Origin of the sequence: Pantoea sp. 1.19 (genome assembly GCF_001922585.1) — a bacterium.
GTDB lineage: Bacteria > Pseudomonadota > Gammaproteobacteria > Enterobacterales > Enterobacteriaceae > 1-19.
Map to the genome: position 1 here is coordinate 117,352 of NZ_MRBS01000002.1, position 23,003 is coordinate 140,354.

Sequence of the window (23,003 nt, forward strand, 5' to 3'; positions counted from 1 at the left end):
CCAATTATCGCCCAGAAGCCAGTGGCTTCGTTCAGGCTTTTTCCAGCGTGCACAGCAACGGATGCTGATGTTCTTTCGCATAGCGATTGACCATGGCCACCTTGGTTTCAGCCACTTCGGCGGTAAACACCCCGCAGATCGCTTTCCCCTGATAATGCACGGTCAGCATCAGTTGCGTTGCACGTTCAACATCATAAGAAAAGAACTTTTGCAGTACGTCAATCACAAATTCCATCGGCGTATAGTCATCGTTATTCAGGATGACTTTGTACATCGACGGCGGCTTCAGCTCTTCACGTACCTTTGCGTCCGCAAGCTGTTCAAAGTTAAGCCAGTCGTTGGTCTTTCCCATACAATCCTACAGTTTGTTACGCAGCGCACCCTTTCAGACTAGCACGTTGCTCAGTAAGTTAAACCCCGCCGGTGCGCGCCGCTGCAACGACGCCGCGGCGCCTCACGCGACCCTGGTCACAAAATTTGCAATAGCGTTATCTGCTTCAAATTTTACGGATTTTATCCTCGCGCGTGACCGGCGATGGCTTGACGACCCGGCCTCTTTTTCGACATTGTACAGACACAAGCTGGTTGCGTTGTAGACAGCTTACAGGCAGAGAGCCTGCTGCTCTCTTCACTGAATTGTCTTGCGAGGGTTCCAGAAACATGGAGACGGGTACTGTTAAATGGTTCAATAACGCCAAAGGCTTCGGCTTCATTTGCCCGGTCGGCGGCGGCGACGATATTTTCGCTCACTACTCGACCATTCAAATGGAGGGTTACCGTACCCTCAAAGCCGGGCAAAGCGTCCGGTTTGATGTCCATCAGGGGCCGAAAGGCAACCATGCCAGCCTGATAGTTCCGCTGGAAACGGCCACGGTCAACGCCTGAGACTCCCCATTTTGACCAACGCGGTCACAAAATGCCAGCTTCTGCGCTGGCATTTTTTCCTTTTCCCTCGCCGGAAAAGACCTTCACAGAAATGGGGGGCCCCGTGCGCATTTCAACCGCCAGGGCACAAAGGGTTCAGTCAGCTCGCCCGCGCGCCAGCCACAATACGCGGGTAAACAGAGTGCGCAGCAGCGGCGGAATCGACGCTACGCCGCGCTCGGCCGCGGCGCCCGCGACGGCAATCGCCAAATCCGGCTTGGTGCTGCGGTGAATCGCCTTGCTGATCACACGCCGGGCGTTCATCGGCACGCGGTCCGGTAGCTGGGCCAGCTGGTGAAACACGTGCTGAAAACCTTCCCGGTAAAGAAAGTGCTCCATGTCCGGCGCCGGCAGAATCGTCAAATGCTGGCGCTCGGCGTCTTCCGCGCGCTGCAGCAGGCTGCGCACAGTCGCGGCATACTTTTTCCCGGCCTCGTCGCCGTCGGTCAGCACGTGCCACTCGATCCCCATCCGCTGGGCAAACTTCAGCAGCGGCCGCAGACCGGACTGGGCAAACTCGATAACCTTAACCCCCTCGGCATCAAAATGATAACCGCACTGGCGGGCCAGCTGGTTCACCACCCACACCTCGGTTTCTCCCTCTACCAGCAGCCAGCAGCGTGCAAACAGCGCGCCTGGGCGGTTAACGCAGATATGAAACACGATGCGGCGCGCCTCTTCGCGGCTAATGCCCTCGGGGCCGAGACGCCAGGCGGCCACCCGCCCCGACTCGCGCACCAGCCGGCACACCTGTTCGATTGGCACCATCGATAGCAACTCGCTGGAGTTAGTGGTGGTGATTTTTTGCAGCGGCAGCAGAGCCAGCAGCCCCCAGGCTACCGCCAGCATAATCGGATGCAGCCGGGTCTCAGGGTCCTCAATCAGCAGCAGGGGGCGGGCGTGCGGGTGCAAACGATGACTACCACGCGCCCGCACCAGCAGCGCAAACATCCGCAGCACGATCAGCCGCCGGCTGCGGCTGTCGGCGCTGGCGATGGTCTGATTCAGGCTATCCAGATAGCGCCAGCCCTGGCGCGACTCGCGGTCGCGGCCGCGCGCCGACGGCTGGCTCTCCTGCGGCTGCTGCAGCGAAAAATAGTGTTCCAGCAGCTGTTGCATGGTCAGCAGCCCTTGGCGCAGCGCGCCGTCGGTGAGGTGCTGTGGCCGCGCCACCAGATCGCGGGTAAGCGCATCGATCTGCCGTGCCAGCGCATCGCTGTCGCGCCGCGCCGCCGGGGCCGACTCCTGCCGCCAGGGACGGTTAAACCGGGCGTCGCGCAGCCGCAATACCGGATGCAGTCGCACCAGCGTCGCCACCGCCTCGCCCACGTCCATATCGCTCAGCGGTTCGCCCCGCAGATCGATAAAGTGGTGCCGGGTCGTCACTTCCCCCTGCTCGTCCAGGTCGCCGCTGGCCTGATAGCGCAGGCGATACAGCCCTCTCCCCTCCCGATGCCAGCCGCTGCGCAGCGCGCGGTAGCGCGGCTGCTGGCGCTCATCGATGCTGCTCTCTTCGAAGGTAAACACCAGCTGCAGATGGCGCAGCCGGGTCGCCTGCTCGCCCGGCGTAAAATAGAAGTCATGCGGGCGAAACTGATAAGGCGCCGTATCCGGCGCCAACAACAGCGTCAGGGCATCCAACAGGCTGGATTTGCCCCAGGCATTCTCGCCGATTAACACGTTGTCATTTTCGAGCGGAAGCGACAGCCGGCTGAGGCCGCGAAAACCGGTGACCGCAAGATGGACCAGCCGCATAGTGAGGATTCCTTGACCTGGTTTCTTTTCAGCGTGGCTGCTCTGCCCCGGGTGGTCAAGGCAGCGTTAACCCTTTCGTCTATGCTTAATGCCATTCGCGCTAACAAAAAGGAGCAGTTATGAAACAGACCGTCGCAGCATTGCTGGCCAGTACGCTGGAGAGCGCCGGCGTTAAACGTATTTGGGGCGTCACCGGTGATTCACTCAACGGACTCAGCGACAGCCTGAACCGCATGGGCACAATCCAGTGGATGCCCACCCGTCATGAAGAGGTGGCGGCCTTTGCCGCCGGCGCCGAAGCGCACGTCACCGGCGAGCTGGCGGTCTGTGCCGGCTCCTGCGGACCGGGCAACCTGCATCTGATTAACGGTTTGTTTGACTGCCACCGTAACCACATGCCGGTGCTGGCTATCGCTGCGCATATCCCCTCCAGCGAGATTGGCACCGGCTATTTTCAGGAGACCCATCCGCAGGAGCTGTTTCGCGAGTGCAGCCATTACTGTGAGCTGGTTTCCAACGCTGAGCAGCTACCGCAGGTGCTGGGTATTGCGATGCGCAAGGCGATCCTGAATCGCGGCGTTTCGGTGGTGGTGCTGCCTGGCGATATCGCACTCCAGGCGGCGCCGGAGAGTGCCTCACCAGCCTGGTATCCGCCGCAGCGGCCGCACATGGTCCCGGAAGCCAGCGAAGTGCAAAAACTGGCCGCGGTGCTGAATGAGGCCAACAACATTACACTGCTGTGCGGCAGCGGCTGTGCCGGTGCACACGAAGAGCTGCTGGCGCTGGCGGAGGCGCTGAAATCGCCGATTGTCCACGCCCTGCGCGGCAAGGAGCACGTGGAGTGGGACAATCCCTATGACGTCGGCATGACCGGGCTTATCGGATTCTCCTCCGGCTATCACGCCATGATGAATGCGGACACCGTAGTGCTGCTGGGGACGCAGTTTCCTTACCGGGCGTTCTATCCGGAAAAAGCCCGCATCATCCAAATCGATATTAATCCCGCCAGCCTCGGTGCCCATAGCCACGTTGACATGGCGCTGCAGGGGGATATCAAAACCACCCTGCGCGCACTGCTGCCGCAGCTGTCCAGCAAAGCCGATCGCGGTTTCCTGGACAAGGCGCTGAAACATTACGCCGACGCCCGCCGTGAACTGGATGACCTGGCCACGGCGAATGACGAGCAGGCCATTCACCCGCAATACCTCGCGCAGCAGATCAGCGCACTGGCCAGTCCCGACGCCATCTTTACCTGCGACGTCGGCACGCCGACCGTTTGGGCGGCGCGCTATCTGCGGATGAATGGTCAGCGGCGGCTGCTTGGATCGTTCAGCCACGGCTCCATGGCCAACGCCATGCCGCAGGCCATCGGGGCCCAGGCGGCCGAACCGCAGCGCCAGGTGGTCGCGCTGTGCGGCGACGGTGGCTTTAGCATGCTGATGGGCGATCTGATTTCGCTCAAGCAGCTTAATCTGCCGGTAAAAATTGTGATTTTTAATAACAGCGTGCTGGGCTTTGTCGCCATGGAGATGAAGGCCGGTGGCTACCTCACCGACGGCACCGAACTGGACAATCCGGATTTTGCCGCCATTGCGGAAGCCTGTGGCATTAAAGGTATCCGGGTAGAAAAAGCTTCGGCGGTCAACGATGCTCTGACGCAGGCCTTCGCCCACGACGGGCCGGTGGTGATCGATGCCATTACCGCCACCGATGAACTGGCGATGCCGCCAACCATCAAAGCCGAGCAGGCAAAAGGCTTCAGCCTGTATATGCTACGGGCGATCATCAACGGGCGCGGCGACGAAGTGGTCGAGCTGGCAAAAACTAACTGGCTACGGTAACTTCACTGTTCAACAAGCGGGCGCGGCAGCGCCCGTTTTTTTGTCCATTTTTTCTCCACGTCGAGACCGCCGTATGACTGACGTACAGCGTTTTACCGTTGGGCAGTGTGAGGTGATTAAAATCCCAGAGATCGACGTTCCGTTTCCCGCGGCAACGCTCTGGCCACACTCTCCCCTGCCCGCCGACACGCCTGAACAGATTACGCTCTCGGTGCACAGCTGGGTGGTGCGCACGCCGCAGCACACCCTGGTAATCGATACCGCCAACGGTAATGGCCGCGAGCGCCCCCACGCGCCGATGTTTCACCAGCTAAACACCGACTGGCTCCGCCATCTGCAAGACGCCGGAGTCGATCCCCATCGCGTGGACTGGGTGCTGATGACCCATCTGCACGGTGATCATATCGGCTGGAATACCCATTGGGTCAACGGGCAGTGGCAGCCGCTGTTTCCGCGGGCGCGCTATGTCTGCCCGGAAAAAGGACTGGCGCGCTGGCAGCGCGATCCGACCCGCCAGGCCATGATGGCCGACAGCCTCACGCCGCTGATCGATGCCGGCCTGCTGGAAACAATGCATCCCGAGCAGCAGCCGGTATTTGCCGACCTGCTGCGGGTAGTGCCCACCCCGGGCCACACGCCAGATCACACCGCCATCATTCTGCACAGCGCAGGCGAGTATGCGCTGTTTACCGGCGATCTGATGCACAATGCGCTGCAGGTCAGCCAGCCCCAGCTGGCATCCTGCTTTTGCGAAGATGCGGAGCAGGCCGAAGCGCAGCGCCGTTGGGCGCTGAACTGGGCCGCCGATCATCAGGCCCTGTGGTGCAGCGCCCACTTCGCTGGCAGCTCGGCGGGTAGGGTTACCCGCGCAGGCGACGGTTTCACCTGGCAGTATTGCTGATGCCCGCCGGCCTGATCGCTACCGAAACGCAGTATTCACATCGGGCGCACGGCGCGGCGCTCGCGTTATTCTTACAGGAGTACGGACATGATTGATGTACGCAGTGATACCGTTACCCGCCCGTCGGCGGCGATGCTGGCAGCGATGATGGCGGCCGAAACCGGCGATGACGTCTACGGTGACGATCCGACCGTGAATGCGCTGGAGGCCGACGCCGCGCGGCTCAGCGGCAAAGCGGCGGCGCTTTTTTTACCGACCGGGACGCAGGCCAACCTGGTGGCGCTGCTGTGCCACTGCCAGCGCGGGGACGAATACATCGTGGGCCAGCTGGCGCATAACTATAAATATGAAGCGGGCGGCGCGGCGGTGCTTGGCAGTATCCAGCCGCAGCCGATCCTCGCCGCCGGCGACGGCACCCTGCCGCTAGACCAGGTGGCCGCGTTCATTAAACCCGATGATGCCCACTTCGCCCGCACCCGCTTGCTGAGTCTGGAAAACACCCACAACGGGAAAGTACTGCCGACGGCTTATCTGGTTGAAGCCTGGCACTTCACCCGCGAACGCGGGCTGGCGCTGCATATTGACGGGGCACGCATCTTCAATGCGGTGGTGGCGCAAAACACCTCGCTGGCGGCGCTGGCCCGCTACTGCGACAGCCTGACCATTTGCCTGTCAAAAGGGCTGGGCGCCCCGATCGGATCGCTGCTGTGCGGCAGTGCGCCAATGATTCAGCAGGCGCGGCGCTGGCGTAAAATGACCGGCGGCGGTATGCGCCAGGCGGGCATTTTAGCCGCGGCGGGACGCTATGCGCTGCAGCATCATGTGGCGCGTCTGGCTGACGATCACGCTAACGCCGCGTGGCTGGCCTCGGCGCTGCGGGAGATTGGCGTGGCGGTGCGTCGGCAGGACACCAACATGGTGTTTATTGCGGTGCCGGAGGAGCAGATTGCTCCGCTGGCGGCGTGGTTCGCCACGCGGGACATCCGCGTGTCGGTGGCGGCAATCACCCGACTGGTGACCCACCTCGACGTCAGTCGGCCCCAGCTGGAGCGGCTGGTCGCCGAGTGGGCGGCGTTTTTACGCACGCACCGCGCCTGAGTCCGCGCGCGGTTTTTCAGAGCGCGGCGCCGTACTGGGCCACCAGCGCCTCGGCGATAGCCAGCGTCTCAGCATCCGCCAGGCCGCGGGTGTCCGCCGGACGAAAGTGCATCTGGAACGCCGCAATCACCCGACGCTGCTGCTCTACCGTCATGTCCGGCGGCACCTCATAACCATAGCGCGCCAGCACCGCCAACAGCGCCGCGGGTTGGACCGGGGAGCGCGCCGGCCGATCGCCCAGCCGGGCGCGTACCTGCCCGGCATCCGGCCAGGCGCCCAGTCCTGCCCGGGCCAGCGCCACCCACGGAAACCGCGGACCGGGATCCTGTTTACGCTGCGGCGCAATATCGCTGTGACCGACGATATTTTCCGGGGGAATGCCATAGCGCTGCACAATATCCCGCAGAAGCGCCTGCAGCGCCGCTATCTGCTCGGGGGGAAACGCTGCCCAGCGCAGGCCGCTCAGCGTGCGGGTATACCCGGGATTAACCAGCTCAATGCCGATGGACGTATCGTTCAGGCGGCTGGCACCGCGCCAGAAGCTCGGCCCGGCGTGCCACGCCAGCTGCGCTTCCGGTACCAGCTGCACGATCGTCGGATTGCGCCAGGCAGGATGGGCGGGCAGCAGATAGTGAACGCTGACCTCGCTGCCGCGCAGGGTCGCCAGCGACGTGGGATAATCCTCTGCGGTGTAGTGAATGACGACCGCTTTGATTCGCGGCCGCGCACCCGGCGCCGGGTGGCGGCCATCGGCAACATAGCCGGGGCGCTGCTCCAGCCCCGGTGAACTGCAGCCGACCAGCAGCAGCGCCAGTAACCCAACCCACTGGCGCATCAGCGACTCAACTTCACCGCGGTGCCGCTGACGCTGACCATCAGCATGGTGCTGTCTTTCCCCACGGTTTCATAATCAATGTCGATGCCCACCACCGCATCGGCTCCGAGCGCCGCGGCCTGCGCCGTCAGCTCGGCGAACGCGACCTCGCGGGCGCGACGCAACTCTTTCTCGTAGGCACCGGATCGGCCACCGACAATGTCGCGGATACCGGCGAAAAAATCGCGAAAAATATTGGCGCCCAGAATCGCTTCACCGGTAACTACGCCGCAATATGCCGTAATGGTGTGGCCTTCCAGCGTCGGTGTCGTGGATAATTTCATGGCTGCTCCTGTTAATTGTTTCATTTAAGTCACGACTCGCTAAAGCACGCGGCTGTGCTTTACTTTATGCTAAAAATTGCTCATCCCCACAGTCATAAGGAAATAAAGATGAAATCACGTGCGCTTGCCGCTCTGCTCCCCCTCACGCTACTGCTGAGCGCCTGTACCACCGTGCAACCGGTTTATAAGGACAATGGACCGCGCATCGGCAGCTGTACCGAAGGCGGCCCGGATAGCGTCGCGCAGGCCTTTTATGATCTGCGCCTGCAGCAGCCGCAGACGGGCCTGCCGGACAGCGTCACGCTTGCCCGCTACCGCCCCTTGTTGAGCGATAAACTCTACACCCATTTGCAGAAAGCACGCAGCGAGCCGGGCACCGCCGCCGCGCTGGCGCAGCGCGATCTGTTTTCCAGCCAGCCGGCGCGCGGCGCCCGCGCCAGCGTGGCCGACGCCTCAACCATCCCCAATCGCGACGCGCGGAATATCCCACTGCGGGTCGATCTGAGCCGTGACAACGTGGTATGGCAGGACGAGGTGCTGATGATTCACGAGGGGAACTGCTGGGTTGTTGATGACATTCGCTATCTGAGCGATGGGCCGCAGACCCGGACCGGCACCCTGATTCAGACGCTGGAAAAATAATCATGGATGACGCGCGCCCGCACACGGATGCGCGTCATCTCGCAAAATTGGCAAAAAACCACCATAATCCCCCGCCAGCCCGCCTGTCGAACGCGATTTTGTGCTATCCTGGACGTTATCCTTTGCCCAATAATAAATTTTAACGCGTCGAGATTGCATAACTATTCTGTCGACGTTAAGATTCGCGGCATCAATTGCTATTCATTTTTTGCGCATGAGTATTCAACTTAACGGAATCAACTGCTTCTACGGCGCGCAGCAGGCGCTGTTCGATATCCAGCTGGCCTGCCCGCAGGGCGAAACGCTGGTGCTGCTTGGTCCAAGCGGTGCCGGTAAGAGCTCCCTGCTGCGCGTGTTGAACCTGCTGGAAATGCCGCGTTCCGGCACCCTGAGCATTGCCGGTAGCCAGTTTGACTTTAGCCGCCCGCCGGCCGAAGAGGCGATACGTGCCCTGCGCCAGAACGTCGGCATGGTTTTTCAACAATACAATCTGTGGCCGCACCTCAGCGTCCGGCAAAACCTGATCGAAGCGCCCTGTCGGGTGCTGGGCCTGAGCAAAGATCGGGCGCACGCCCGCGCCGATAAGCTGCTGGAACGGCTGCGGCTCACCCCGCACGCCGATCGCTATCCGCTGCACCTGTCGGGCGGTCAGCAGCAGCGCGTCGCCATTGCCCGCGCCCTGATGATGGAGCCACAGGTGCTGCTGTTTGATGAGCCTACCGCCGCGCTGGATCCGGAGATCACCGCGCAGATCGTCAGCATTATCCGCGAGCTGGCGCAGACCCAGATTACCCAGGTGATCGTCACCCACGAAGTGGAAGTGGCGCGCAAAACGGCCAGCCGGGTCGTGTACATGGAGAACGGGCAGATCATCGAACAGGGCGACGCCAGCCGCTTTACTCAGCCGCAAACCGACGCGTTTGCTCACTATCTCTCGCACTAACGCAGGACATAACTCAGATGAAAAAGATTGTACTTGCCGCACTGATAGCCGGTCTCAGCCTGAGCGCCAGCGCTGCCCAGACCCTTCGTTTTGCCACTGAGGCTTCCTATCCGCCGTTTGAGTTTGTCGATGCAAACAACCAGATCCAGGGATTTGATGTCGATCTGGCCAACGCGCTGTGTAAAGAGATGGATGCCACCTGCACCTTTACTAATCAGGCCTTTGACAGCCTGATTCCGAGCCTGAAGTTTCGCCGCTTTGACGCGGTGATGGCCGGGATGGACATCACTCCGGAGCGTGAAAAGCAGGTGCTGTTCACTCAGCCCTACTATGAAAACTCCGCGCTGTTCATTGCCCAGAAAGGCAACGTTGCCGACGTGGCCGCCCTACAGGGGAAGCGCGTGGGCGTCCAGAACGGTACCACCCATCAGAAATACCTCAGCGACAAACAGAGCGGGATCACCGTGGTGCCGTATGACAGCTACCAGAACGCCATTCTCGATCTGAAAAATGGCCGTATTGATGCGGTATTTGGCGACACGGCAGTGGTCAATGAGTGGCTGAAAAAGAACGCCAACCTGGCGGCCGTTGGCGATAAGGTGACGGATAAAGCCTATTTTGGTACCGGGCTGGGTATCGCCGTGCGCCAGGGCAACACCGATCTGCAGAGCCAGTTTAATGCCGCACTGGAGAAGGTGAAAGCAAACGGGACTTACAAAACCCTCTACGACAAATGGTTCCAGCAGTAAGCCTTCATGAATGAGTTGATATCGCTTGCCAGCGCCGCCGGGATGACCGTCGGCCTGGCCGTTTGTGCCCTGATCGCCGGCCTGGCGCTGGCGATGCTGTTTGCCGCCTGGGAATCGGCGCGGCTGCGCCCCGTGGCCTGGTGCGGCACCGCGCTGGTCACGCTGTTTCGCGGCCTGCCGGAAATTCTGGTGGTGCTGTTTGTTTACTTCGGCGCCTCGCAGCTGCTGCTCACGCTGGCCGATGGCGTTACCGTGAATCTCGGCATCACCCAGCTGCTGATTCAGCTGCCAATTGAGAACTTTGACGTTAGCCCGTTCTTGTGCGGGGTGATTGCGCTGGCGGTACTTTACGCCTCGTATGCCTCACAAACCCTGCGCGGCGCGCTGAAAGCCGTACCGACGGGGCAGTGGGAGTCGGGGCAGGCGCTGGGCATGAAAAAACGGGCAATCTTTCTGCGTCTGATTCTGCCACAGATGTGGCGACACGCCCTGCCCGGCCTGGGGAATCAGTGGCTGGTCCTGCTGAAAGATACCGCGCTGGTGTCGCTGATAAGCGTTAACGATCTGATGCTGCAAACGAAAAGCATTGCCACCCGCACCCAGGAACCTTTTACCTGGTACACGGTGGCGGCGGCGATTTATCTGCTGATTACGCTGCTGAGCCAGTACATCCTGAAACGCATCGATATGCGCGCCACGCGTTTTGAACGGAGCAATGGCTAATGCGCGATTACCTTGCTGACATTGCAAACGGGCTGCCGACCAGCCTGAGCCTGACCGGCTGCGCTCTGCTGCTGGCCCTGCTGCTGGCGCTGCTGTTTACCGCGCTGCTGACGCTCAGGGTGCCGGTACTTGCTCCGCTGGTACGCGGCTATATCACGCTGTTTACCGGCACGCCGCTGCTGGTGCAAATTTTCCTCATTTACTACGGTCCGGGGCAGTTTCCCGCGATCCAAACGCTGCCGTGGCTGTGGCATCTGCTCTCGCAGCCCTGGCTCTGCGCGCTGCTGGCGCTGTCGCTGAACAGTGCCGCCTACACCACGCTGCTGTTTCACGGCGCGGTGCGCGCCATTCCGGCCGGTCAGTGGCAATCCTGCGCGGCGCTGGGGATGAACCGGCGTCAGACGCTGCGCATCCTGCTGCCGTTTGCCTTTAAACGTGCCCTCTCCTCCTACTCCAATGAGGTGGTGCTGGTGTTTAAAAGCACCTCGCTGGCCTACACCATTACCCTGATGGAAGTCATGGGCTACAGCCAGCAGCTGTACGGACGCACCTATGACGTCACGGTATACGTGGCGGCGGGGATAATCTATCTCTGCGTCAACGCCGTTTTGACCCTGCTGATGCGCCTGATCGAACGTCGCGCGCTGGCCTTTGAACGCCGCCGCTAGCCTGCTCCCGGGCCGCATTTCGCGGCCCGCTTAAATAGACATTAATATTGCATAAAAATTCACTTAATGGCAGGATACGCCTCACCATCCGTCGCGGGTGGAATCCGTCAACAGGGAGCTTTCTTATGAAAAAAATCATCCTCGCCGGCCTGCTGGCCGCGGTTACCTTTAGCGGCGCCGCGGCCGATACCGTGCGTTTTGCCGCCTCCGCTACCTATCCTCCGTTTGAATCGCTGGACGGGAATAATCAGATCGTCGGCTTTGATATTGACCTGGCAAAAGCGCTGTGCGAGGAGATGCAGGTTCAGTGCACGTTCACCAATAACCCGTTTGACAGCCTGATCCCGGCACTGAAATTTCGCCGCTATGACGCGGTGATTTCCGGTATGGATATCACCCCGGCGCGCAGCAAGCAGGTGGCGTTCAGTCAGCCCTATTATGCCAATTCGGCGGTGGTTATCGCGCAAAAAGGCAAATTCACCCGCGTAGATCAGCTGAAGGGTAAGCGCATTGGGATGGAAAATGGCTCCACGCACCAGAAATATATGCAGGATAAGCATCCGGAAGTGACCACCGTGGCCTACGACAGCTATCAAAATGCGATTCTGGATCTGAAAAATAACCGCCTCGATGGCGTCTTCGGCGACACCGCCGCGGTTAATGAGTGGCTGAAAAGCCAGCCTGGCCTCGCGACGGTCGGCGAGCCCATCACCGATGCGCAGTACTTCGGCAGCGGACTGGGCATCGCGGTTCGTCCGGATAACACCGCGCTGCTGGAGAAGATCAATACGGCGCTGGCGACCCTGAAGGCCAACGGCACCTGGCAGGCCATTAACGATAAATGGTTCCCGCAGTAACGGGCAGCCGCGGTCAGGCGTCGACGGCCGGCGTGTCCTCCGCCGCCGCTTCCCGCACCAGCAGCACCAGTACTTCAGCGTGTGCGGTGTGGGGAAACATATCAAACAGCTGGATGCGCACAATACGATAGCCGGACAGCCGGGCGACATCCGCCGCCAGCGTCTGCGGGTTGCAGCTGGAGTAAAGCAGCCAGCGCGGCGCCATCTCGCTAAGAAAGTCACACAGCGCCTCGCCGATACCGCGACGGGGCGGATTGACCAGCACCAAATCCGGCACCCCGGCGGCGCCGGCGGCAAAGCGGGTCGAATCCAGTGCGGCAAAAGCGACGCTCTCCAGCCCCATCTGCTGCGCGGAGCGGGTCGCGCAGGCTATCGCGTCGGGGCTGATTTCAATCCCGGTCAGATGCATTTCCGGCGTGGCGCAGTGCAGGCCGAAACCGCCCACGCCACAAAACAGATCCCACATGTGCTGCACCGGCAGCGACGCTACCCACTCACGCGCCGTGGCATAGAGTTTGGCCGCCACCCCCGGATTAGTTTGAAAGAAACTTTTAGGCCGCAGCCACAGCGGCACATCGTTAAGCCGCACCGCTAGCGTCTGCTCCACGCTGAGAAAGATCTCCTCCTCCCCTTCAAGGATAGCCATCGGCACCGGCTGGATGTTCGCCGTGATCACCCGCAGCTGCGGCAGCTGCGCCTGCAGCCACGGCAGCGCCGCCCGGAGCGCGGAAAGCTTTGCGTGCGAACGCAGCACGAAGCGCAGCATCACTTCGCCGTCGCTATTCTCGGTCAGCAGCAGAAACTTCAGCTCGCCGCGTCGCCTGGCCACGTTGTAAGGCGTCAGGCCGGCGCGGGCAATAAACGGTTTGAGCGTCGCAAACAGCGGTTGAAACCCGGCCGGATAGAGCGGACAGTCGCACAAATCGATTGCGCTACCGTCACGCTGCAGAATGCCCAGCAGCGGCCGCTCCACGCTTCCGCTCACCACCATTTTGGCTTTATTACGGAATCCCTGCTCTGCGGAGGTCACCGCCGGGCGCCACGCCTCGACGCCCACCTGCGGCAGCAGCTGTTGCAGCCGGGCGGTTTTATTCGCGATTTGCTGCGGATAGGGATCGGGCAGCCACTGGCAGGAGCGGCAGCGGCCGGCGTCATAAAGCTCGCAATGCATGTTTGGCCTGTCTGTCTGAAAGTCGGAAACGCGGGCGGCGATTGTACACCAGTCAGCGGCCTGCCTGAAAAAATTGTCGGCTGCTGACGGGCAAAAATAGCAGCAGGATCACCAGAAAATCGGGAAGTTTGTGCAGACAGAGGGCGTGAATCACCGCCGCGGGCGTGTCGCCGCGCAGGCTAAAGATCTCCGGATAAATCCAACCCAGTGAGGCCAGCAGCAGATAGGTCACCACCAGCAGCTGGCTGATAACATAACCCCAGCGCCCGCGGTTATCACCGCGCATCAGCCGTATGGCGCAGCGTAGCTCAATAAAAAACAGCAGCTGGCTGGCAATAAAAATCAGCGTAGAGTCCCAGGCCTGAGCGCTGCGGTGGACAAAATCCGCGAGGCCGTCGTAGCCGAGATCGGCAGCCAGCATCAGTACGCTCAGGCAGCGAGTAACAATAATCGCCATGCCGGCGATGCGCACCGGTACGGGGACATCAGCGGCGGTCAGCCGCACGGGCGGGGATACTCTGAACAATTCGGACATGGGCCTCGATAACCGGTGGCAGACATCGGCCTGATTTCACTGAGTATAGAGGGTAATTCCCGACGCGCGCCATCCGCCGCGCGTCGGTTGTGTTATCCGCGTCGGGCGCGCTGAATATCGCGCAGCCGCTTCTTTTCCTCACTGGCCATCAGCCGCCAGGCAATCAAGCCAACCACGCCGATAATAAACAGGATCAGCGAGGCTAATGCATTGATCTCCGGATTAACTCCGCGGCGCACGGTAGCAAAAATTTGCATCGGCAGCGTGGTGGCGCCCGGCCCGGTGACAAAGCTGGCAATCACCAGATCGTCAAGGGACAGCGTAAACGCCAGTAGCCAGCCGGTAACCAGCGCCGGGGCAATCATCGGTACGGTGATCACAAAAAACACCTTCAGCGGCGTCGCGCCCAGATCCATGGCCGCCTCCTCAATGGAGCGATCCAGTTCGCGCAGGCGAGCATTAATCACCACCGCCACGTAGGCAGTACAAAACGTGACGTGCGCCAGCCAGATGGTCAACATGCCGCGTTCGGCCGGCCAGCCGATCGCGTGCGCCATGGAGACAAACAGCAGCAGCAGCGACAGGCCGGTTATCACGTCCGGCATCACCAGCGGTGCGGTGAGCATAAAAGCAAAACCGTTCTGGCCGCGAAAGTAGCCGAAGCGCACAATGATCACCGCCGCCAGCGTACCGAGCACCACCGCCATGCTGGCGCTGAGCGCGGCAACCGTCAGGCTGAGGGTGACTGCGCTGATCATCGCGCCGTCGGCAAACAGTACCCGATACCAGCGCAGAGAGACGCTTTCCCATACCGTTACCAGCGGTGAGCTGTTAAACGAGTAGACCACCAGCAGCAGCATTGGCGCATACAGGAAGGTAAAGCAGAGCGTCAGGATCACGATACGCCAGGGCGAACGGATCGCCGGGAGCTGACTCATGGCGTTCCCCCCATTTCTTTATTCTGATGCTTATGAAACCACATGATCGGCACAATCAGAATCAGCAAAATGATCACCGCCAGCGCAGACGCTACCGGCCAGTCGCGGTTATTGAAGAACTCTTGCCAGAGGATCCGGCCGATCATGATGCTGTCTGGCCCCCCCAGCAGCTCGGGGATCACGTACTCTCCCACCGCCGGAATAAACACCAGCATCGATCCGGCAATGATGCCGCCCCGGGTAAGCGGCACAATCACGCTGAAAAAGGTCTTCAGCGGACGGGCTCCGAGATCCAGTGACGCCTCCACCAGCGAGTAATCAATGCGCGTCAGCGCGGTGTAGATTGGCAGCACCATAAAGGGCAGATAGCAGTAAACGATGCCGATATACACCGCCCAGTTGGTGTAGAGGATCACCAGCGGATGGTCAATCACCCCGAGCCACAGCAAAAAGCGGTTGAGGATGCCGTTATTGTTCAGCAGCCCCATCCACGCATAGACGCGAATCAGAAACGAGGTCCATGAGGGCAAAATCACCAGCAACAGCAGTATATTACGTATCGAAGCCGGACTGTGCGCTACCGCCCACGCCAGCGGATAGCCGATAGCCAGGCAGATCAGCGTGGAAATCGCCGCCACCTTCAGCGACTGCATGTAGGCGTCAAAGTAGAGCGGATCGTCAGTGAGCTGGAAGTAGTTGCCGAGGTTCAGGACCAGGCTGAACTGATCGTCCGCCCAGCTCAGCAGATCGCTGTACGGTGGGATGGCCCGCGCGATCTCCGCGAAGCTGATTTTCAACACGATCAGGAACGGCAGCATAAACAGCAGCGTCAGCCACAGATAGGGCAGCGCAATCACCAGCTTGCGTCCGTGACGCATCTGAAAGCGGGTCAGCAGCCTTGTCAGGCGGCCGCGCGGTAGCGGCTCGCTGGCGCGTTCGGGTAAGATGGCCATGCTCTTCCTCTTAAACCGTCAGGACGACGCAGCTGTCTGCGTCCCAGCACAGGCGGACTTCATCGCCCCAGGTTGGGGCCCCTTTACGGTAGCGAAACGCGTTTTGCAGCTGCGCGCTGATCACCTGACCGCTTTTTAGCCGGACGTGATAGATGGACAGATCGCCAAGATAGGCGATGTGAACCACCTCGCCCACCGCAACGTTAAAGCCGTCGGCGGGCTCCGTCTCACAAAGCATCACTTTTTCCGGTCGCAGTGCCACTGCCACCGGAACGCCGTCCACCACCGAAGCATCGGAATCGACCTTCAGCGGATGCACCAGCCCCGGGCTGACAATCACCAGCCCATCCTCCTGACGCTCGCGCAGCAGCCCTTCGAACACGTTAACTGAGCCGATGAATTCGGCGCTGTAGCGGCTGGTCGGATGCTCATAAATCTCTTCCGGTTCGCCAATCTGCACGAACTTGCCGCGGTTCATGATGGCGATACGTCCGGCCATGGTCATCGCCTCCTCCTGGTCGTGGGTCACCATCACGCAGGTCGCACCAACGCGCTCGAGGATGTCTACCACTTCCAGCTGCATCCGGTCGCGCAGCTTCTTATCCAGCGCGCCCATCGGCTCATCCAGCAGCAGCAGTTTGGGCCGCTTGGCAAGGCTGCGCGCCAGCGCTACCCGCTGACGCTGCCCGCCGGACAGCTGGTGCGGCTTGCGTTTCGCAAACTCCTGCATATGTACCAGCGCCAGCATTTCGGCGACCCGACTGGCAATCTCCGCCTTCGGCATATTGTCCTGCTTCAGGCCGAAAGCGATGTTCTGCTCCACGCTCATGTGTGGAAACAGCGCATACGATTGAAACATCATATTGATCGGCCGCTGGTAGGGCGGGACGTGCGAGAGGTCCTGGCCGTCGAGCAGGATCTGCCCTGCCGTCGGCGCTTCAAAACCGGCCAGCATGCGCAGCAGCGTCGATTTGCCGCAGCCGGAGGCGCCGAGCAGGGCAAAAATTTCGCCTTTGTAGATGGTCAGGCTGACATCATCCACCGCGTGCTGGCCGTCAAAGGATTTGGTCAGGTTACGGATTTCCAGCAGCGGGGTCATCGCTTTAGCCGGTTTGTTCGGGGGACGGAAAGTGACGTCGCTCAAACTGATATTCTCCCACGCGCGGACGCCGCCAGGCGGGTCCATTCGCCTTACGGCGACAAAAAAAGACAACAACAGAGGCCAGACGTGAGCCTCTGTTGTGACGATCGGGTTAATGCTGACGCACCCGCGTTTATTTACCGCTTTTCACTTTCGTCCAGGCGCGCGTGCGCACGCGGTCCAGTTTAGGATCCTGTACTTTCAGCACGAACAGTTTGGCCAGCGCGTCCGGGCCCGGATAGATCCCCGGATTTTCGCGTACGTCCGGGTTAACGAACGGCAGTGAGGCTTTATTGCCGCTGGCGTAAAACACCGTATTGGAGATGTTCGCCATCACCTTCGGCTCCATCAGATAATTCAGGAACTGATAGGCTTCGTCGACGTTTTTCGCATCTTTGGGAATGGCCAGCATGTCAAAGAACGCCAGCGCCCCCTCTTTGGGAATGCTATAGGCAATATTGACGCCGTTCTTCGCCTCTGCCGCGCGTTTCTTCGCCTGCAGCACGTCACCGGCCCAGCCGATAGCAACGCAGGTGTTTCCGTTGGCCAGATCGTTGATGTACTGGGATGAGTGGAAATAGCGGATATTTGGCCGCAGCTTCAGCAGCAGATCGGTGGCGGCGCCGGAGTAATCTTTGGCATCGCTGCTGTTCGGATCTTTGCCAAGGTAGTTGAGCACGGTGGCGAAAATCTCTTCCGGTGCATCAAGGAAGGAGACGCCGCAGCTCTTCAGTTTTTCGAGATTTTCCGGCTTCAGTACCAGATCCCAGCTGTTCACCGGGGCATCTTTACCCAGCGCGGCCTTCACTTTTTCGACGTTATAGCCGATGCCGGTGGTCGCCCATAAATAGGGGATGGCGTATTTATTGTCCGGATCGTGCTGCGCGACTTTCTTCAGCAGTTCAGGATCCATGTTTTTGTAATTCGGCAGTTTGCTTTTATCCAGCGGCTGGAATACGCCAGACTGCAGCTGGCGGGCGAGAAAGCTGGAAGACGGCACCACCACATCGTAGCCGGTGCTGCCGGCCATCAGTTTGCCTTCCAGCACTTCATTAGAGTCAAACACGTCATACACCACGTTAACGCCGGTCTGTTTTTCAAACTCGGGTACCGTGTCTGGCGCAATGTAATCTGACCAGTTGTAAACATGCAGCGTTTTTTGCTCCGCCTGCGCGCCGGCAGACATTGTCATCAGTGCGCCCGCGACCACGGCCGACACCCATTTTTTACGTTGGCTGATCATTTTCCATCCTCCTGAGCAGGGGTCATGCAAAACGCCGTCTCACCGGTCGCCGGGGAGCGCAGCAAAAAGTAACGTCAGAGACACAATGAATGACTATTCACCCTTAAGGTTAATAGAAAAAAGCAATACCTGAGGGGGCATTGCGCGCCGCATTGTTCCCGGCAAGCATAACGGCAGCGGGGGCACAGGGCTAGTGCCCGGAGTAAAAAACGCCTTTTATCGAATTTTTATTCATGTTTCTTCTATGTGATATGCCAAATGCGACATAAATGGCGATGAATATCGCGGGGCGGGCGGCAAAACGCAGCATAAAAACCGGTGAGGCGGGAGCAAAAAAAATGCCGCTCAGGCGGCATGGTTTAGTGCAGACGGGACTGGCTAACGGTCACCGGCGGACGATCGTCCTCTTCACCGGGCATCAGCAGGTTATTGGCAAAGGCTTCCATCACAATCATGGAGATCTGATCTTCGCTCTGCTTCATAAAATGGGCGAACTGGCCGTAGGTCAGACCGGCGCTAACCGACAGTGACTGGCATACAATCAGTTTCGGCAAATTATCATCCTGAATATCGACAAAGGCTTTCACCGTCAGCGACCCGGCATTGATTTGCGACAAATCACCCACCAGGGGGATCAGCGCGGTCGGTTTCACCTCGGCCAGCGCGGAAAACAGTATGACGTCGTCAACCAGATCGATCTTAGCATCAAAAACGCCGTCAAAATTCTGCATATGCGGCAGATGAAGCGCCTGACAGGAGTCGCACTCGAACCAGGTGATGCTTTGCATATCCAGCCACCGACGTAAAACGTCGATATCCGGAACGATGAGTGAGTCCATTGTGCGCTACCTCTCAATAAATTGCGCTATAGCTTACGTAAAAAACGGCATAAAAACCACGACTCAGCGCGAAATAGCGCGATCAGCCCCCGCTATGAAGGCCCTCGCCAGGCTGAGCACGCGTCTCTACCCACGCCATCATCCGATCGGCAATATTCAAACCGGTGGTTTTCTCTATGCCTTCGAGTCCCGGCGATGCATTCACCTCCATGACCAACGGACCACGATTGGCGCGCAGGAGATCGACCCCGGCGACCTCCAGCCCGAGCGTCGCCACCGCCTTGACGGCCATTTCGCGCTCGCGCTCGCTGAGCGTCACCGCGCGAGCGCAGCCGCCGCGATGCAGATTAGCGCGAAAATCTCCGACTTTGGCCTGCCGCTCCATGGCCGCGACCACCCGATCGCCAATCACCAGACAGCGGATATCGCGCCCCTGCGCCTCCTGAATATACTCCTGCACCAGAATGTGAGCGTTGAGGCCGCAAAATGCATCAATCATGCTCCCGGCGGCCTGCCGCGTCTCCGCCAGCACCACGCCGATCCCCTGCGCCCCTTCCACCAGCTTGATCACCAGCGGCGGACCGCCCACCCGCTCAATCAGGTCATGCGTATCATTCGGAGAGTGGGCAAAACCGGTGATCGGCATATCAATCCCCTGGCGCGCCAGCAGCTGCAGCGCGTGCAGCTTATCGCGCGCGCGGGTGATAGCCACCGAGCTGTTTAGCGGATAGCTCCCGCGCAGCTCGAACTGCCGCAGTACTGCCGTGCCGTAAAAGGTGATGCCCTGACCAATACGCGGGATCACCGCGTCGTAGTGGTCCAGCCGCGCACCGCGATAGTGGATATCGGGCTGCGCCGGGAGCAGATTCATAGAGCAGGAGAGCGGATCAAGAATATCAACCCGATGGCCTCGCGCCGTGGCCGCTTCGCACAGGCGCCGGCAGGAGTAGAGCGTTCCATCGCGGGATAAAATCGCAAGCTTCACCAACACCTCCACGGCAGGTTGCGACGCGGTGTGACCCCGTCAGTTTGCCGCGATTGTGACACAGCCCAGCAGCGGCGACCATAGGGCAGAATCATTGCAGTAACAGGCAAATCCTTTTTTAAAACGTCACCGACCCGGGTATGATAGGCAGCACTTTATCCTGATATGTGACCCCGATCACATATCGTTACTCTCTCAGCAGGAGCGACTATGTTTACCGTCATTTTTGGCCGTCCCGGATGCCCTTACTGCGTACGGGCTAAAGAGCTGGCCGACAAGCTGACCCACGAGCGCGACGACTTCAACTATCGCTACGTCGATATTCACGCCGAAGGCATCACGAAAGCCGATCTGGAAAAAACCGTGGGCAAACCGGTGGAAACCGTTCCACAGATTTTTGTTGATGAACAGCACGTCGGTGGCTACACCGAATTCGCCGCCTGGGCGAAAGCCAACCTCGGTCTCTGGCAAAGCTGATACGGGTGCAGGGCGGGCAGCGCCCGCCCTGCACTCACCGCAGCTGACGCTGCCGGTGCAGCCACAGCAGTTCCCGCCACAGCATGGTGGTCAACGCCCCCATCACACACCAGAACATCGCGCTCGACAGCCACGCCATCTCTTGCCAGAACCCCTGAGCTGAAAAAAAGGGCATGTGGGTGATAGCCAGGCAGACCGGGGTCGCCAGCAGTGCACCCAGCAGCGCCAGCGTGAGCGGATTTTCACGGCTCATCAGCGCGGTCACCGCGCCAGGCAGGGCAAACAGTAGCAGTCCGAGGCGCATCACCGAATCCGGGTCAGTTTGCAGCGTCATAAATTGCCGAATCACGATAAACACCGCGGCATACACCAGCGTGCCAACCAGCAGCGCATTCCACGACACACCACGCAACAGCATCAGGCTTCTCCATCGCAAGAAATCAGAGGACGCGTTATCGCTCTCCTCCCTACAGCGGCGGCCGTGCCAGCCGTTGAGCAGACAGGCTGAGGACTTGCCGACCACGGCGAAGATAGTCCTTTTTTAGCGTTTATTCAAGCAGTTAGACGTTAATGAAACGTTAAAAACGGGCGAGAATGCTGCGGGCGTGAGGCGGGCATGACGGGGAAGAAAAAAATATAAAAAAAAATCGATGGCGGGCGAACTTTCACCGGGGAGCAGAGTCTGAATAAGTGCCACTGCTTTTCTTTGAAATCCCCAAATTGAGGAGCCCGCGAGTTCACCGTCAGGTGTAATAAGCGGGTTTTTTTATGCCTTGTGTCTGCTGCCCGGTGAAAGGTCGCATGCACTTTGACAAAAAAAACCGGCGCTGTCAGCCCCCCGACATCACTTTTTACACTCTTTTTACGCCTGTCCGCCGGGCTTAAGGTTTTATTCATTCTGCATCACCACACTGCTCGCAGGCCCCTTACGCGAGAACATCATGCTGCAGCTCCCTTTTCTAAACAAAGTCACAACGCTGTCTGCGAATCAGAATAAATCCATTTACGTGTATACGTCACGTTTCTATCTTAAGCACTATCTTTGGCTGACGCTGGCCGGCCTGCTGTTTTTCTGGTTGTCGCGTTACGACGGTTGGGACTGGGCAATCAGTCGCCACTTTTATGACCCCGCGCTGCGGCGCTTTCCATGGCAAAACAATCGCTGGCTTGACCTGATCAATCACCGGCTGTTAAAAGACGCGGTGCTGGTGTTTGGCGTCGCGCTGCTGGCGGCGGCCGCGTTCACCCGACGCTGGCAGTGGCTGCTGGTCGCACTGTTGATCGGTATCGGGCCGCTGGTAGTCGGGGTGCTGAAAGCCACCAGCGCCCACTCCTGTCCGTGGGATCTGCTGGCGTTTGGCGGTCGGGCGCGCGCCTGGCCTCTGCTGGGATCGCCGCCGGCTGACAGCGGGCCAGGGCACTGCTTTCCCGGTGGTCACGCCTCGAGCGGTTTTGGGCTAATGGCGCTGCGGTTTCTGTTTCCGCAGCCGCGGCGGCTGGGCGTGTTCCTGTGGGCCGCCGCCGTGCTGCTCGGGCTTATCATGGGCTGGGGTCAGGTCATGCGCGGTGCGCATTTTGTTTCCCACAACCTGTGGGCAGGTTGGTGGGTTTGGTTATCACAACTCAGTATTTACGCCGGGCTATCCCGGTGGATTGCAAGAAGGAGCACAACGCATGATGGAAGCCCTAAACCAGAAACTGTTCCTCTGGATTAATGCCACCCCTGACTCTCCCGGCTGGTTGATCGCACTGGCTACCTTTATTGCCCGCGATGCGATCGCCATTGTGCCAATGCTGATTGCCGCGCTCTGGCTATGGGGCACCCGCCATCGTCTCAACGCCCAGCGCGAGCTGGTATTAAAGACCGCCATCGCGCTGGTCTATGCACTGCTCATCTCCTGGTGTCTCGGTTCGCTCTTCCCGCATCCGCGCCCGTTTGTGGCCGGAATCGGCCATCAGTTCCTCAGCCACGCTCCTGATTACTCCTATCCCAGCGATCACGGCACGACCATGTTCACCGTCGCGCTCGCGTTCCTCTGCTGGCACCGTCTGTGGTCCGGACTCACCTTGCTGGCGGTGGCCATCGCTATTGCCTGGTCACGCATTTACCTCGGTGTCCACTGGCCGCTGGATATGCTCGGTGGCCTGCTGGTTGGCATGCTCGGCTGTTTGTTTGCGCAAGTCGTCTGGCTGTTTGGCGGCACGCGTCTGCTGCGCCTGATCTCGTCGTGCTACCGCACCCTGTTTTCTCTGCTGATTCGCAAGGGTTGGGTTAAGGAATAAGTCCACCGGCCGCGGAATGATGCACCGCGGCCGGCGAACACGCCCTGCCGCGCCCGTCCGCCGGACGGATTGCGCAACGCGCCGCTCCGGCACCACCTCTTGCCGCGCGTTTTTGCGCAATATAAAAATAATTTATTGATTTAAAAGAGACTATCCACCAAAGACGACTACCCGGCGGG

General features: G+C 59.9%; 27 protein-coding genes. 13 read left to right on the top strand and 14 right to left on the bottom strand.

Features of this window, described 5'->3' with window-relative positions; genetic code table 11:
* Window positions 1-31 precede the first annotated feature (31 nt).
* On the bottom strand, window positions 32-352 hold the full coding sequence (clpS, locus tag BS626_RS04545) for an ATP-dependent Clp protease adapter ClpS (protein ID WP_075181210.1): 321 nt from the start codon (window positions 350-352) through the stop codon (window positions 32-34).
* A 308-nt stretch (window positions 353-660) separates the two neighbouring features.
* Between clpS and cspD the strand changes: the two genes are divergently transcribed.
* Entirely contained in the window at window positions 661-885 is a 225-nt protein-coding gene (gene cspD, locus BS626_RS04550) for a cold shock-like protein CspD (RefSeq protein WP_075181211.1), read from the top strand.
* Window positions 886-1,020: 135 nt separating this feature from the next.
* Here the strand turns inward: cspD and BS626_RS04555 are convergent, their stop codons facing one another.
* Complete coding sequence (locus BS626_RS04555) at window positions 1,021-2,679, bottom strand: ATP-dependent endonuclease (protein ID WP_075181212.1); 1,659 nt, start codon at window positions 2,677-2,679, stop codon at window positions 1,021-1,023.
* A gap of 119 nt (window positions 2,680-2,798) precedes the next feature.
* Here BS626_RS04555 and poxB point away from each other — a divergent pair, with 119 nt between their 5' ends.
* From poxB to ltaE, 3 genes are all read left to right on the top strand, one after another.
* Window positions 2,799-4,520: a ubiquinone-dependent pyruvate dehydrogenase gene (poxB, locus tag BS626_RS04560; protein ID WP_075181213.1), complete on the top strand. Its 1,722-nt coding sequence runs from the start codon at window positions 2,799-2,801 to the stop codon at window positions 4,518-4,520.
* Window positions 4,521-4,593: 73 nt separating this feature from the next.
* Complete coding sequence (locus BS626_RS04565) at window positions 4,594-5,421, top strand: MBL fold metallo-hydrolase (protein WP_075181214.1); 828 nt, start codon at window positions 4,594-4,596, stop codon at window positions 5,419-5,421.
* Window positions 5,422-5,508: 87 nt separating this feature from the next.
* On the top strand, window positions 5,509-6,519 hold the full coding sequence (ltaE, locus tag BS626_RS04570; RefSeq protein ID WP_075181215.1) for a low-specificity L-threonine aldolase: 1,011 nt from the start codon (window positions 5,509-5,511) through the stop codon (window positions 6,517-6,519).
* A gap of 16 nt (window positions 6,520-6,535) precedes the next feature.
* Here ltaE and BS626_RS04575 read toward each other — a convergent pair whose 3' ends face one another.
* Both BS626_RS04575 and BS626_RS04580 read right to left on the bottom strand, forming a co-directional pair.
* Window positions 6,536-7,354 carry an N-acetylmuramoyl-L-alanine amidase gene (locus tag BS626_RS04575; RefSeq protein ID WP_075181216.1) on the bottom strand — a complete coding sequence of 273 codons (819 nt, stop codon included), beginning with the start codon at window positions 7,352-7,354 and terminating at the stop codon, window positions 6,536-6,538.
* On the bottom strand, window positions 7,354-7,677 hold the full coding sequence (locus tag BS626_RS04580) for a heavy metal-binding domain-containing protein (RefSeq protein ID WP_075181217.1): 324 nt from the start codon (window positions 7,675-7,677) through the stop codon (window positions 7,354-7,356). Before BS626_RS04580 ends, BS626_RS04575 begins: the two co-directional genes overlap by 1 nt.
* Before the next feature lie 108 nt (window positions 7,678-7,785).
* Here BS626_RS04580 and BS626_RS04585 point away from each other — a divergent pair, with 108 nt between their 5' ends.
* The 6 genes from BS626_RS04585 to BS626_RS04610 all read left to right on the top strand — a co-directional run bounded on the left by BS626_RS04585 (window position 7,786) and on the right by BS626_RS04610 (window position 12,259).
* On the top strand, window positions 7,786-8,319 hold the full coding sequence (locus BS626_RS04585; protein WP_075181218.1) for a lipoprotein: 534 nt from the start codon (window positions 7,786-7,788) through the stop codon (window positions 8,317-8,319).
* 214 nt (window positions 8,320-8,533) lie between these two features.
* Window positions 8,534-9,262, top strand: coding sequence for an arginine ABC transporter ATP-binding protein ArtP (gene artP, locus BS626_RS04590; RefSeq protein ID WP_075181219.1), 729 nt, complete (start codon window positions 8,534-8,536; stop codon window positions 9,260-9,262).
* A gap of 17 nt (window positions 9,263-9,279) precedes the next feature.
* Window positions 9,280-10,011 (top strand): arginine ABC transporter substrate-binding protein, encoded by a 732-nt coding sequence (gene artJ, locus BS626_RS04595; protein WP_075181220.1) that lies wholly within the window; start codon window positions 9,280-9,282, stop codon window positions 10,009-10,011.
* A 6-nt stretch (window positions 10,012-10,017) separates the two neighbouring features.
* Window positions 10,018-10,734 carry an arginine ABC transporter permease ArtQ gene (gene artQ, locus BS626_RS04600; protein WP_075181221.1) on the top strand — a complete coding sequence of 239 codons (717 nt, stop codon included), beginning with the start codon at window positions 10,018-10,020 and terminating at the stop codon, window positions 10,732-10,734.
* The gene (gene artM / locus BS626_RS04605; protein ID WP_075181222.1) at window positions 10,734-11,402 is read left to right on the top strand and encodes an arginine ABC transporter permease ArtM; all 669 of its coding nucleotides are present in this window, start codon (window positions 10,734-10,736) and stop codon (window positions 11,400-11,402) included. The genes artQ and artM overlap by 1 nt, the downstream gene beginning before the upstream one ends.
* A 125-nt stretch (window positions 11,403-11,527) precedes the next feature.
* Window positions 11,528-12,259 (top strand): arginine ABC transporter substrate-binding protein, encoded by a 732-nt coding sequence (locus BS626_RS04610; RefSeq protein ID WP_075181223.1) that lies wholly within the window; start codon window positions 11,528-11,530, stop codon window positions 12,257-12,259.
* A 13-nt stretch (window positions 12,260-12,272) separates the two neighbouring features.
* Here BS626_RS04610 and rlmC read toward each other — a convergent pair whose 3' ends face one another.
* From rlmC to rimK, 8 genes are all read right to left on the bottom strand, one after another.
* Window positions 12,273-13,430: a 23S rRNA (uracil(747)-C(5))-methyltransferase RlmC gene (rlmC, locus tag BS626_RS04615; protein WP_075181224.1), complete on the bottom strand. Its 1,158-nt coding sequence runs from the start codon at window positions 13,428-13,430 to the stop codon at window positions 12,273-12,275.
* A gap of 52 nt (window positions 13,431-13,482) precedes the next feature.
* Window positions 13,483-13,965 carry a YbjO family protein gene (locus BS626_RS04620; protein ID WP_075181225.1) on the bottom strand — a complete coding sequence of 161 codons (483 nt, stop codon included), beginning with the start codon at window positions 13,963-13,965 and terminating at the stop codon, window positions 13,483-13,485.
* 92 nt (window positions 13,966-14,057) lie between these two features.
* On the bottom strand, window positions 14,058-14,903 hold the full coding sequence (gene potI / locus BS626_RS04625; protein WP_075181226.1) for a putrescine ABC transporter permease PotI: 846 nt from the start codon (window positions 14,901-14,903) through the stop codon (window positions 14,058-14,060).
* A complete protein-coding gene (potH, locus tag BS626_RS04630) occupies window positions 14,900-15,856 on the bottom strand; it encodes a putrescine ABC transporter permease PotH (RefSeq protein ID WP_075181227.1) in 957 nt (318 codons plus the stop codon). The genes potI and potH overlap by 4 nt, the downstream gene beginning before the upstream one ends.
* Window positions 15,857-15,866: 10 nt before the next feature.
* Window positions 15,867-17,042 carry a putrescine ABC transporter ATP-binding subunit PotG gene (gene potG, locus BS626_RS04635; protein WP_371328482.1) on the bottom strand — a complete coding sequence of 392 codons (1,176 nt, stop codon included), beginning with the start codon at window positions 17,040-17,042 and terminating at the stop codon, window positions 15,867-15,869.
* Between the two features lie 88 nt (window positions 17,043-17,130).
* A complete protein-coding gene (gene potF, locus BS626_RS04640; protein ID WP_075181228.1) occupies window positions 17,131-18,240 on the bottom strand; it encodes a spermidine/putrescine ABC transporter substrate-binding protein PotF in 1,110 nt (369 codons plus the stop codon).
* Between the two features lie 359 nt (window positions 18,241-18,599).
* Window positions 18,600-19,079, bottom strand: coding sequence for a YbjN domain-containing protein (locus BS626_RS04645; protein WP_075181229.1), 480 nt, complete (start codon window positions 19,077-19,079; stop codon window positions 18,600-18,602).
* A gap of 82 nt (window positions 19,080-19,161) precedes the next feature.
* Window positions 19,162-20,064 (bottom strand): 30S ribosomal protein S6--L-glutamate ligase, encoded by a 903-nt coding sequence (rimK, locus tag BS626_RS04650; RefSeq protein ID WP_075181230.1) that lies wholly within the window; start codon window positions 20,062-20,064, stop codon window positions 19,162-19,164.
* Window positions 20,065-20,274: 210 nt separating this feature from the next.
* Here rimK and BS626_RS04655 point away from each other — a divergent pair, with 210 nt between their 5' ends.
* Entirely contained in the window at window positions 20,275-20,541 is a 267-nt protein-coding gene (locus BS626_RS04655) for a GrxA family glutaredoxin (RefSeq protein WP_075181231.1), read from the top strand.
* Window positions 20,542-20,575: 34 nt separating this feature from the next.
* Here the strand turns inward: BS626_RS04655 and ybjM are convergent, their stop codons facing one another.
* Window positions 20,576-20,959, bottom strand: coding sequence for an inner membrane protein YbjM (gene ybjM / locus BS626_RS04660; RefSeq protein WP_075181232.1), 384 nt, complete (start codon window positions 20,957-20,959; stop codon window positions 20,576-20,578).
* Window positions 20,960-21,108: 149 nt separating this feature from the next.
* Window positions 21,109-21,438 carry a hypothetical protein gene (locus BS626_RS18280; RefSeq protein ID WP_139308765.1) on the bottom strand — a complete coding sequence of 110 codons (330 nt, stop codon included), beginning with the start codon at window positions 21,436-21,438 and terminating at the stop codon, window positions 21,109-21,111.
* Between the two features lie 44 nt (window positions 21,439-21,482).
* On the opposite strand from BS626_RS18280, the gene BS626_RS04665 reads away from it, so the two are divergent.
* Together BS626_RS04665 and ybjG are read left to right on the top strand one after the other, a co-directional pair.
* On the top strand, window positions 21,483-22,256 hold the full coding sequence (locus BS626_RS04665) for a phosphatase PAP2 family protein (RefSeq protein WP_075181233.1): 774 nt from the start codon (window positions 21,483-21,485) through the stop codon (window positions 22,254-22,256).
* Window positions 22,219-22,824 (top strand): undecaprenyl-diphosphate phosphatase, encoded by a 606-nt coding sequence (ybjG, locus tag BS626_RS04670; protein ID WP_075181602.1) that lies wholly within the window; start codon window positions 22,219-22,221, stop codon window positions 22,822-22,824. The genes BS626_RS04665 and ybjG overlap by 38 nt, the downstream gene beginning before the upstream one ends.
* Window positions 22,825-23,003 lie beyond the last annotated feature (179 nt).